This window comes from Pseudomonas sp. (assembly GCF_049645325.1).
In the GTDB taxonomy this organism is placed as follows: Bacteria; Pseudomonadota; Gammaproteobacteria; order Pseudomonadales; family Pseudomonadaceae; genus Aquipseudomonas.
Genome location: NZ_JBARTQ010000643.1, coordinates 1 through 11,638, shown reverse-complemented (window position 1 = coordinate 11,638; position 11,638 = coordinate 1). Strand labels below are relative to the sequence as shown.

Genomic DNA, 11,638 nt, shown 5'->3' with positions numbered 1-11,638 from the left:
GTCATTCAGTGATACCGCGGCGCCGCTATCGCAGGCAAGCCAGCTCCCACGGATGACGCTCCATGCAGAGGTTGTGGCCAAATATGATTGCAGCCCCACCAAATCAAAGTGAGATTGGATGTGAGCAAGAGAGCCTATAACTTCTGTGCCGGTCCCGCGGCGCTTCCTGAAGCAGTCCTGCAGCGCGCGCAGGGTGAACTCCTCGACTGGCATGGAAAAGGCCTCTCTGTGATGGAAATGAGCCATCGCAGCGATGAGTTTGTGTCCATCGCCACCAAGGCCGAGCAGGATCTGCGCGACTTGCTGGATATTCCATCCGACTACAAAGTGCTGTTCCTCCAGGGTGGTGCGAGCCAGCAGTTCGCCCAGATCCCGCTGAACCTGCTGCCGGAAGACGGCACCGCCGACTACATCGACACCGGTATCTGGGGGCAGAAGGCGATCGAAGAGGCCTCCCGTTACGGTCACGTCAATGTCGCCGGCACCGCCAAGCCTTACGATTACTTCGCCATTCCCGGTCAGAACGAGTGGAAACTCTCGAAAGACGCGGCCTATGTTCATTACGTAGCCAACGAAACCATCGGCGGCCTGGAGTTTGACTGGGTGCCGGAAGTCGGCGACGTGCCATTGGTGTGCGACATGTCTTCGGACATCCTCTCGCGCCCGATCGATGTGTCCAAGTACGGCATGATCTACGCCGGCGCGCAGAAGAACATCGGCCCGAGCGGCATTCTCGTCAACATCATCCGAGAAGACTTGCTAGGTCGCGCCCGTTCGGTGTGCCCGACCATGCTCAACTACAAGGTCGCGGCCGATAACGGCTCGATGTACAACACGCCGCCGGCCTTCGCCTGGTACCTGTCCGGCCTGGTGTTCGAATGGCTGAAAGAGCAGGGCGGTGTTGCCGCCATGGGTAAGCTCAACGAAGAGAAGAAGCGCACTCTGTACGACTTCATCGACGCCAGCGGCCTGTACAGCAACCCGATCAACCTGACTGACCGCTCGTGGATGAACGTGCCGTTCCGTCTGGCTGACGACCGTCTGGACAAGCCATTCCTGGCCGGTGCCGACGCGCGTGGCCTGTTGAACCTCAAGGGCCATCGCTCGGTGGGTGGCATGCGCGCCTCCATTTACAACGCTGTCGACATCCACGCGATCAACGCGCTGGTTGCCTACATGGCAGAGTTCGAAAAGGAACACGGCTAATGTCTGAGCAAGAACTCAAGGCCCTGCGTGTACGCATTGACAGCCTGGACGAGAAAGTTCTGGAACTGATCAGCGAGCGCGCGCGCTGCGCCCAGGAAGTGGCACGGGTGAAAATGGCGTCCCTGGCGGAAGGCGAAGTGCCGGTGTTCTACCGGCCTGAGCGTGAAGCCCAGGTGCTCAAGCGCGTGATGGAGCGCAACAAGGGCCCGCTGGGCAACGAAGAGATGGCGCGGTTGTTCCGTGAAATCATGTCTTCGTGCCTGGCGCTGGAGCAGCCGCTGAAAGTGGCTTACCTCGGCCCTGAAGGCACCTTCACCCAGGCGGCGGCCATGAAGCACTTCGGCCACGCCGTGATTAGCAAGCCGATGGCGGCGATCGATGAAGTGTTCCGTGAAGTCGCGGCCGGTGCAGTGAACTTTGGCGTGGTGCCGGTGGAAAACTCCACCGAAGGCGCGGTCAACCACACGCTGGACAGTTTCCTTGAGCACGACATGGTGATCTGTGGCGAAGTTGAGCTGCGTATCCACCATCACCTGCTGGTGGGCGAGAACACCAAGACCGACAGCATCAGCCGCATCTACTCCCACGCCCAGTCCCTGGCCCAGTGCCGCAAGTGGCTGGACGCGCACTACCCGAATGTCGAGCGCGTGGCGGTCTCCAGCAACGCCGAAGCGGCCAAGCGGGTCAAGGGTGAGTGGAACTCGGCAGCCATTGCCGGTGACATGGCAGCGGGCCTCTACGGCCTGACGCGCCTGGCCGAGAAAATCGAGGACCGCCCGGACAACTCCACGCGCTTTTTGATGATCGGTAGCCAGGAAGTGCCGCCGACCGGCGACGACAAGACCTCGATCATCGTCTCCATGAGCAACAAGCCCGGCGCGCTGCATGAGCTGCTGGTGCCGTTCCACGACAACGGGATTGACCTGACGCGAATCGAGACTCGTCCTTCGCGCAGCGGTAAATGGACTTATGTGTTCTTTATCGACTTCGTCGGCCATCACCGCGACCCATTGGTCAAAGGTGTGCTGGAGAAAATCAGTCAGGAAGCCGTAGCACTTAAAGTGCTGGGCTCTTACCCGAAAGCGGTTTTGTGAGGCTTTAACATGAGTGGCAACTTCCTCGCCCTGGCTCAGCCGGGCGTGCAACAACTGTCGCCTTACGTTCCGGGCAAGCCTGTGGACGAGTTGGCACGTGAGTTGAATCTGGACCCGGCCAATATCGTCAAGCTGGCCAGTAACGAAAACCCGTTGGGCCCAAGCCCTAAAGTGTTGGCGGCGATTCGTGACGAGTTGGCCGAGCTGACCCGCTATCCCGATGGCAACGGTTTTGCCCTCAAGTCGCTGTTGGCGCAAAAGTGCCGGGTCGAGCTGAACCAGGTGACCCTGGGCAACGGCTCCAACGACATTCTTGAGCTGGTCGGCCGTGCTTACCTGGCGCCGGGCCTGAACGCAGTGTTCAGCGAGCACGCATTTGCGGTCTACCCGATCGTGACCCAGGCCGTGGGTGCTGACGCTCGCGTGGTTCCAGCCAAAGAGTGGGGGCATGACCTGCCGGCGATGCTGGCGGCGATCGACGCGCAAACCCGCGTGGTGTTCATCGCCAACCCGAACAACCCGACCGGCACCTGGTTCGACGCCCAGGCGTTGAACGACTTCCTGCAGGATGTGCCCGAGCACGTGCTGGTGGTGCTCGACGAGGCTTACATTGAGTACGCCGAAGGCGGCGACCTGCCGGATGGCCTGGATTTCCTGGCAGCCTACCCAAACCTGCTGGTATCGCGCACGTTCTCCAAGGCGTATGGCCTGGCGTCGCTGCGGGTCGGCTACGGCTTGTCCACGGCGGTAGTGGCCGATGTGCTGAACCGCGTGCGCCAGCCGTTCAACGTCAACAGCCTCGCCCTGGCGGCGGCGTGTGCGGCGGTGCAGGATGCCGACTACCTGGAACAGGGCCGTCGCATCAATGAAAGCGGCATGCTGCAATTGCAGGAAGGTTTCCGTGAGCTGGGTCTGGGCTGGATTCCGTCCAAGGGCAACTTCATCTGCGTCGACCTCGACCAAGTGGCGGCTCCGGTGTTCCAGGGCCTGTTGCGCGAAGGCGTGATCGTGCGCCCGACAGCCAACTACGGCATGCCGAACCACCTGCGGATCACCATTGGTTTGCCGGCTGAAAACGCCCGCTTCCTGGAGGCGCTGGCCAAGGTTCTGGCTCGTGGTTGATGTCACTGCATTGCAACCTGCTGTGCCTATGATCGGTCGCTTGGTGGTGGTCGGTCTGGGGTTGATCGGCGGCTCCTTCGCCAAAGGCCTGCGTGAAAGCGGGCTGTGTGGCGAAGTGGTCGGTGTGGACCTGGACCCGCAATCGCGTAAGTTGGCGGTTGAATTGGGCGTGGTGGATCGCTGTGAAGCAGACTTGGCGCTCGCGTGCCAGGGCGCTGACGTGATTCAACTGGCGGTGCCGATCCTGGCCATGGAGAAAATGCTGGCCCTGCTGGCCAGCATGGACCTGGGCCAGGCGATCCTGACAGACGTCGGCAGTGCCAAGGGCAATGTGGTGCGTGCGGCCCGGTTGGCCTTTGGCGGCATGCCGGCGCGGTTCGTGCCGGGGCACCCGATTGCCGGTTCCGAGCAGAGCGGGGTGGAGGCGTCCAATGCGCAACTGTTCCGTCGCCACAAAGTGATCCTGACGCCGCTGGAGCAGACAGACCCTGCCGCCTTGGCCGTGGTGGATCGTCTGTGGCGCGAGCTGGGGGCGGATGTCGAGCATATGCAGGTCGAGCGCCACGACGAAGTGCTGGCGGCGACCAGTCACTTGCCGCATCTGCTGGCCTTTGGCCTGGTGGATTCGCTGGCCAAGCGCAACGAGAACCTCGATATTTTCCGTTACGCCGCCGGTGGCTTCCGCGATTTCACACGGATAGCCGGCAGCGACCCGGTGATGTGGCACGACATCTTCCTCGCCAACCGCGAAGCGGTGTTGCGCACCCTGGACACCTTCCGCAGTGACCTCGACGCCTTGCGCGACGCGGTCGATGCGGGCGATGGCCATCAATTATTGGGCGTGTTCACCCGTGCGCGGGTGGCGCGTGAACATTTCAGCAAGATCCTGGCTCGCCGGGCCTATATGGAAACCGCTGTGAGCGCCGACGACCTGACCTTCCTCGCCAACCCGGGCGGCCGCTTGAGCGGGCGTATCCGGGTGCCGGGTGACAAGTCGATCTCCCATCGTTCGATCATGCTCGGCTCCTTGGCCGAAGGCGTGACCGAGGTGGAAGGGTTCCTGGAGGGCGAGGACGCCCTGGCGACGTTGCAGGCGTTTCGCGACATGGGCGTGGTGATCGAAGGGCCGCACCATGGGCGCGTGACCATTCACGGCGTGGGTTTACATGGCTTGAAAGCGGCGCCGGGGCCGATCTACCTGGGTAACTCCGGTACGTCGATGCGTCTGTTGTCCGGGTTGCTGGCGGCGCAGCGTTTCGACAGCGTGTTGACCGGCGATGCGTCCCTGTCCAAGCGCCCGATGAGTCGCGTGGCCAAGCCGTTGCGTGAAATGGGCGCGGTTATCGAAACCGGCCCGGAAGGGCGTCCGCCGCTGACCATTCGAGGTGGGCAGGCGTTGCACGGCCTGACTTACGCATTGCCGATGGCCAGCGCGCAGGTTAAATCCTGCCTGTTGCTGGCGGGTCTGTATGCGAAGGGTAAAACGTCGGTGACCGAGCCTGCGCCGACCCGAGATCATACCGAGCGCATGTTGCGCGGCTTTGGTTATCCGGTCGCGGTGGACGGCGCGACGGCGTCGGTGGAGTCTGGTCATGCACTGACTGCCACGCACATAGAAGTGCCGGGGGATATTTCCTCTTCGGCGTTCTTCCTGGTGGCGGCTTCGATTGCCGATGGTTCCGAACTGCTGTTGGAGCATGTCGGCATCAACCCGACGCGCACGGGTGTTATTGATATTCTGCGGCTCATGGGCGCGGATATCACCCTTGAAAACCAGCGTGAAGTGGGCGGTGAGCCGGTCGCTGATCTGCGTGTGCGTGCGGCTGCCCTGAAAGGGATCGAGATTCCTGAAGCGTTGGTGCCACTGGCTATCGACGAGTTTCCGGTACTGTTTGTCGCCGCGGCCTGTGCCGAGGGGCGAACCGTGCTGCGCGGCGCCGAAGAGCTGCGGGTCAAGGAGTCTGACCGTATCCAGGTCATGGCCGATGGTCTGCTGGCGCTGGGCGTGAAGTGTGAACCAACCCCTGATGGGATTATCATTGACGGTGGCTTGATCGGCGGTGGTGAAGTGCATGCCCACGGTGATCACCGGATTGCCATGGCATTCAGCGTGGCATCCCTGCGAGCTACGGCGCCGATTCGTATCCGTGATTGCGCCAACGTCGCTACATCTTTTCCGAATTTTCTTACACTGTGTGCCCACGTCGGCATCCGTGTTGCCCAAGAGGCTCAATTGTGAATATCAAAGCACCGGTGATTACCATCGACGGGCCAAGCGGCTCGGGCAAAGGCACGATCGCCGGCATCCTGGCCAAGCGCCTGGGTTGGTGCCTGCTGGATTCCGGCGCGCTGTACCGCCTGCTGGCGTTTGCTGCACGTAACCATGGCGTCGACCTGACCAACGAAGAATCCTTGAAGCTGCTGGCGGCGCACCTTGATGTGCAGTTCGTCGGGGCGACGGAAGGTCATCCGCAGCGCATTATCCTGGAAGGCGATGATGTAACTGACGACCTGCGTAACGAGCAAGTGGGTTCGTGGGCCTCTCAGGTTGCCGCGCTGCCGGCCGTGCGAGACGCGTTGCTGCAGCGTCAACGCGCTTTTCAAGAGCCGCCAGGCCTGGTGGCCGATGGCCGAGACATGGGAACCGTCGTGTTTCCGGAGGCGCCGCTGAAGATTTTCTTGACCGCCAGCGCCGAGGAGCGGGCCCGTCGCCGTTACTTGCAGTTGAAGGGCAAAGTCGATGGTGTTAGTCTGTCGAGTCTGCTAGATGAGATCCGTGCACGCGATGAGCGTGACACCCAGCGTACGGTAGCCCCGCTCAAGCCGGCGGCTGACGCCATACAGCTGGATTCCACGGAGTTGTCCATCGAGCAGGTGCTGGAACGCATCCTGAGTGAAATCGCCCTTCGCGATATCGCCGGATGACCAAGAAGGCCGCAGGGGACCAGTCATAGTCCTGTGGTGCTTCTTTTAATTAGAACTGACCCACACCGTCTGGGGTGTGGAGATGGGCGTATTCTTCGCCCTTATCAACAGGAATTAAAATGAGCGAAAGCTTTGCGGAACTCTTTGAAGAAAGCCTAAAAACCCTGAACCTTCAGGCTGGCTCCATCATCACCGGTGTTATCGTTGATATCGATTACCAAGCTCGCTGGGTAACCGTTCACGCTGGTCTGAAGTCTGAAGCTCTGATCCCGCTGGAACAGTTCTACAACGATGCTGGCGACCTGACTATCAATGTCGGTGACGAAGTTCACGTTGCTCTGGACTCGGTTGAAGACGGTTTCGGTGAAACCAAGCTGTCCCGTGAAAAAGCCAAGCGCGCTGAATGCTGGATTGTTCTCGAAGCAGCCTTCGCAGCTGAAGAAGTGGTCAAGGGCGTTATCAACGGTAAGGTTAAAGGCGGCTTCACTGTCGACGTTAACGGCATCCGTGCGTTCCTGCCAGGTTCTTTGGTCGACGTTCGTCCTGTGCGCGACACCACGCACCTGGAAGGCAAAGAACTCGAATTCAAGGTCATCAAGCTCGATCAGAAACGCAACAACGTTGTCGTTTCCCGTCGCAGCGTCCTGGAAGCAGAGAACTCCGCCGAGCGTGAAGCTCTGCTGGAATCCCTGCAGGAAGGCCAACAAGTCAAAGGTATCGTCAAGAACCTCACCGATTACGGCGCATTCGTCGATCTGGGTGGCGTCGATGGCCTGCTGCACATTACCGACATGGCTTGGAAGCGTATCAAGCATCCTTCCGAAATCGTCAACGTTGGCGACGAGATCGATGTCAAGGTTCTGAAGTACGATCGTGAGCGTAACCGCGTTTCCCTGGGCTTGAAGCAGCTGGGCGAAGATCCATGGGTTGCTATCAAAGCTCGTTACCCAGAAAGCACCCGCGTGACCGCGCGTGTTACCAACCTGACCGACTACGGCTGCTTCGCAGAGCTGGAAGAAGGCGTGGAAGGCCTGGTACACGTTTCCGAAATGGACTGGACCAACAAAAACATCCACCCTTCGAAAGTCGTACAAGTCGGCGACGAAGTGGAAGTTATGGTTCTGGACATCGACGAAGAGCGTCGTCGTATCTCCCTCGGCATCAAGCAGTGCAAATCTAACCCATGGGAAGATTTCTCTGGCCAGTTCAACAAGGGCGATAAAATCTCCGGCACCATCAAGTCGATCACCGATTTCGGTATCTTCATTGGTCTGGACGGCGGCATCGACGGCCTGGTTCACCTGTCCGACATCTCCTGGAACGAAGTGGGCGAAGAAGCTGTTCGTCGTTTCAAGAAGGGCGACGAGCTGGACACCGTTATCCTGTCGGTTGACCCAGAGCGCGAGCGTATCTCCCTGGGTATCAAGCAACTGGAAAGCGATCCGTTCTCCGAGTACGTTCAAGAGAACGATAAAGGCGCAATCGTTAAAGGCATCGTGAAAGAAGTTGACGCTAAAGGCGCCATCATCACTCTGGCCGACGATATCGAAGCGACTCTGAAAGCCTCTGAAATCAGCCGTGACCGCGTTGAAGACGCGCGCAACGTTCTGAAAGAAGGCCAGGAAGTAGAAGCCAAGATCATCAGCGTTGACCGCAAGAGCCGCGTAATCCAGCTCTCCATCAAGTCGAAAGACGAGATCGAAGAGAAAGAAGCCATTCAGAGCCTGCGCGACAAGCCAGCTTCGACTGAGCCTTCTGCTGGTCCTACCACTCTGGGCGACCTGCTGCGTGCACAAATGGAAAAACAGAACTAAGTTCTGTCAGACCATAGAAAAAGGGCGACTTCGGTCGCCCTTTTTTGTGCCTGAAATTTGTTGAATCAACAGCCGAGAACGAAGGCGCACGGCTCACTGTCAGAACTGACTATAGTTTCCAGGCACGCCGTTTTGTATTGTTGCTTCAATAGGGATTTGAATGAACAGGTTCGTTGTAGTGTTCTCCATGATAATGCTTGCGGGTTGCTCCACCAGTGCCAAGACCCACGTCAGGCATGGTGTCAGCGGTATTGAGATTGACTGTTCGGGGCTTGGCTCCAACTGGGGGAAGTGCGAGAAGCGTGCAGCCCGTGAGTGCAAGATGCAGGGCTACAAGGTTGTCACGCGGTCCAGTGATGCCAAGGATGAAGAGGGGGACTATATGTTTGGCTGGAATCCAGCAGGCGCAGTCACCCGTACGATGTTGGTGATCTGCAAATGAAGGCATTAAGCGCTTTTTGGGGGTGCCAAACTTACCCGCAGATAAGTTCACGCGTGGGCTGTTCAAATTCATCAAGTCATGCTAAAACCTTCGAAGCGCTTTTCCTAGCTGCTTGAAAAAGAAGGGAAAAATATGACGAAGTCGGAGTTGATCGAACGAATTGTCACCCATCAAGGGCTACTCTCATCCAAGGATGTCGAGTTGGCTATCAAGACCATGCTTGAGCAAATGTCCCAATGCCTGGCCACAGGAGATCGTATTGAGATCCGCGGCTTTGGTAGTTTTTCCTTGCACTACCGTGCGCCGCGTGTAGGTCGTAACCCGAAAACCGGGCAATCCGTCAGCCTTGACGGTAAGTTCGTACCTCACTTCAAGCCGGGCAAGGAATTGCGTGATCGGGTGAACGAAGACGAGGAAGAGGGCGTCTGACTCTTTTTGGAGTAGGAGATAGTTATGCGTGGGGTTAAGCGCGTTGTTCTGGTGTTGACGGTGCTCGCGGTCGCACTGGTGGTTCTGGGGTTTGTACTGGAGAACCAGCAGCAGGTCTCTCTCTCGTTCCTGGGATGGACCACTGCCCAGTTGCCGGCGTCTGTCTTGATGGTACTGTTCTTGATCGCAGGAATGGCAATCGGTCCCGTGTTCGCCGTGTTACTGCGGGGAAGCAGTCGACGTAGTTTGAAGTCCCAAGCTCGCTAGCGCGAGCTAGAGCCCTGCACGCGTGTATTCGGCCTGCTACATAGGCTGCAGGGTTTCAGCTTATTTCAAATTCTTTCAAAAGGATGGAGGCTTAAGCGGTAGTTATCGAATGGAAAAGTCCTTTCTTTCTTGAGAGTACGCATTTATGTGTGCCTCTATCCTTGCTGCATTGCGGAGCTTTGTAGGCTGATGCATACAGCTCAACAACTCTAAAATTATTAGCGCAACCGGTCCCTCTGCTTCCTGGCGCAAGATTTTTAGTGTTAGTAGCAGTTCGTTGCGCGTTTCCTAATACCTCTACTTGAAGATAGTTTACCTATCAGTTTACTAAATGTGCCTGTGGAGGTGATTGGTATACACAGCGTCTTACCTGATATTTTTCAAAGTGTGTCTTTTGGCCAGCTGTAATAAGCGCGCTGGATGCACTGAAGAGCGCCCAGGCCTGATGTCGTCATGGCGCTTCTAAAAGCAGCGGATGAATGAGTTTGCGTGTTGAGTTCTCTCTCACTGGGCGAGCTGATGGAAACTATGGTGATGGCTACGTGATACTAGATAAGTATACTGGCGTTTTTCAGGCAGGGTCGCGTGCCGATAATGTGTTTTTCGAAGAGGCATGGCGCGTCTATGTCTGCGTATTTCACGGTGTGCCGAGCATGAGACAATCAAAATAGCCTGCTACACTCTTGCTTCACATTTTATGTCTGAATGTCAGTTGATTTTGATGATCGTAAAGCCTGCAACCGGACGGCTCCATTCGAGGGGGTGGCTAGGAGGTATGTCAGTGGATGACGTCCTGTACTCCTAATGTATTGGCGCTGTGGATTTCAGTTTTTTCTGACAAAATATAGCTATACGAGATGTTTCTTTACTCCATAAAATGAGGAGCGGTACATTGCGAAGCTCGACTTGGCTATGCCCGGCGAAGGGGGTGAATTTATTTTGTTTTAGTTTTTTAGGGTTTTTCTCTCGACGTTGAGCTGGCAGTTTCAGCATTTTTGAACGTTGAGTTGAGTAGTGCTTCAGGGTGGTTGAACCTTAGTGGGGTGTTTGTTGAATTTCGCAGCAATCAAAATACTGTTACAGCAAAATATGAGAGTTATCAGTAATTATTCTCATATGACGATTTTGCAAGTGATGAATTCTTTTTTCTATATTTTGATCTATCCATATGTAATTAACACGGTGGGTGTTGATCACTACGGATTATTTGTTTTCGCAACAAGTATCGCTACCTATTTTATGGTTTTTATAAATTTTGGTTTCGATATGCACGCTGCAAAGTTAGTTTCGCTAAAGCAGGAAGACAGTCAGTTACACGCGTCGCTATTGTCCTCCGTTACAGTCGCGAAGCTTGTGTTGGAAGCGTTGGCTATTATCGTATTCGTGTTGATTGTGTTGAATGTTGAGTTCTTGAGATCAAATGCTCTGCTGTTCTTTTTGTGTTTTGCAAATACCCTGTCCTGTATATTTTTGCCGACCTGGTATTTTCATGGTCTGCAAAAGATGAAAGTGCTGACGCTGATTCAGCTTTCATTTAAGTTGTTGTCCTTGCCCCTTATCTATTTTTCCATCAAGGGTGAGGGTGATATTGCTATCTATACCGCGATTGTCGTTTTTACTAACGTACTTTCATCCAGTGTTTCTTTTGCGGTGGCGGTGAAAATGAGTGGTGTTGCGTTGAAGTGGCCAGTGTTCTCCGATTTGAGAACGCTACTCCATGAGGTACAGCCTTTCTTTTGGTCGACGGCCACCAATACGTTCAAACAGAAAAGTGTGGAAATCATAATCGGCTCTTTCTTTGGCATGAAAGAGTTGGCCATCTATGACTTGGCGAATAAAATATTCTCAGTGCCAAGTCTGCTGGCCTCCAACATCAATGCTGCTCTTTTCCCAATAATGGTAAAAAAAGCCAAAAAAAATGTGGTTAGTAAGGTTATTAGAATAGAATTTTTTGTAGGCCTGTTGTGTATTCTTTCGGTGGTCGTGGGTGGTTACTGGGTTGTGGACCTGGTGTAAGTGCATGACATGCATGACGCTTATTATTTGTCGATTCTATTAAGCTTCAACATAATGACATTTCTGATTGTGGGAAGTCATATATATTTTATCTATGTGCCGCATCAGCGTTACGATCTTGTTCTGCGAAATCAGATGGTCTCAGTCGTTTCATTTTATACCTTTTGCTCGGTTTATTTAATGGTGAATTGGAGTGTTTATTCCGTGGTGTTGGCACTTGTCAGTTCTGCACTGTTGGAAATTGCCTATAGTTATTCTTTGGTCAAGAAGGTGGAGGGGTATTGATTCGACAAGGCAGATAGGTATGCGCTGTGTGATAACGC

10 protein-coding genes are annotated in these 11,638 nt (G+C 55.7%); all 10 read left to right on the top strand.

The window, feature by feature from the left end; genetic code table 11:
- Window positions 1–120: 120 nt before the first annotated feature.
- The 10 genes from serC to WBB95_RS27515 all read left to right on the top strand — a co-directional run bounded on the left by serC (window position 121) and on the right by WBB95_RS27515 (window position 11,315).
- The gene (serC, locus tag WBB95_RS27560; protein WP_424490442.1) at window positions 121–1,206 is read left to right on the top strand and encodes a 3-phosphoserine/phosphohydroxythreonine transaminase; all 1,086 of its coding nucleotides are present in this window, start codon (window positions 121–123) and stop codon (window positions 1,204–1,206) included.
- Window positions 1,206–2,300, top strand: a complete 1,095-nt coding sequence (gene pheA, locus WBB95_RS27555; protein WP_003218812.1) for a prephenate dehydratase — start codon at window positions 1,206–1,208, stop codon at window positions 2,298–2,300. The genes serC and pheA overlap by 1 nt, the downstream gene beginning before the upstream one ends.
- A 9-nt stretch (window positions 2,301–2,309) precedes the next feature.
- Window positions 2,310–3,422, top strand: coding sequence for a histidinol-phosphate transaminase (gene hisC, locus WBB95_RS27550; protein ID WP_424490441.1), 1,113 nt, complete (start codon window positions 2,310–2,312; stop codon window positions 3,420–3,422).
- 28 nt (window positions 3,423–3,450) lie between these two features.
- Window positions 3,451–5,661, top strand: coding sequence for a bifunctional prephenate dehydrogenase/3-phosphoshikimate 1-carboxyvinyltransferase (locus WBB95_RS27545; protein ID WP_424490440.1), 2,211 nt, complete (start codon window positions 3,451–3,453; stop codon window positions 5,659–5,661).
- Complete coding sequence (gene cmk, locus WBB95_RS27540; RefSeq protein ID WP_424490439.1) at window positions 5,658–6,347, top strand: (d)CMP kinase; 690 nt, start codon at window positions 5,658–5,660, stop codon at window positions 6,345–6,347. The genes WBB95_RS27545 and cmk overlap by 4 nt, the downstream gene beginning before the upstream one ends.
- 119 nt (window positions 6,348–6,466) lie before the next feature.
- The gene (gene rpsA / locus WBB95_RS27535) at window positions 6,467–8,161 is read left to right on the top strand and encodes a 30S ribosomal protein S1 (protein WP_138816141.1); all 1,695 of its coding nucleotides are present in this window, start codon (window positions 6,467–6,469) and stop codon (window positions 8,159–8,161) included.
- A 160-nt stretch (window positions 8,162–8,321) separates the two neighbouring features.
- Window positions 8,322–8,603 carry a hypothetical protein gene (locus WBB95_RS27530; RefSeq protein ID WP_424490438.1) on the top strand — a complete coding sequence of 94 codons (282 nt, stop codon included), beginning with the start codon at window positions 8,322–8,324 and terminating at the stop codon, window positions 8,601–8,603.
- Between the two features lie 132 nt (window positions 8,604–8,735).
- Window positions 8,736–9,032 carry an integration host factor subunit beta gene (gene ihfB / locus WBB95_RS27525; RefSeq protein ID WP_003218804.1) on the top strand — a complete coding sequence of 99 codons (297 nt, stop codon included), beginning with the start codon at window positions 8,736–8,738 and terminating at the stop codon, window positions 9,030–9,032.
- Window positions 9,033–9,056: 24 nt separating this feature from the next.
- Window positions 9,057–9,299, top strand: a complete 243-nt coding sequence (locus WBB95_RS27520; protein ID WP_424490437.1) for a lipopolysaccharide assembly protein LapA domain-containing protein — start codon at window positions 9,057–9,059, stop codon at window positions 9,297–9,299.
- A gap of 1,116 nt (window positions 9,300–10,415) precedes the next feature.
- The gene (locus WBB95_RS27515; protein ID WP_424490436.1) at window positions 10,416–11,315 is read left to right on the top strand and encodes an oligosaccharide flippase family protein; all 900 of its coding nucleotides are present in this window, start codon (window positions 10,416–10,418) and stop codon (window positions 11,313–11,315) included.
- Window positions 11,316–11,638: the final 323 nt, after the last annotated feature.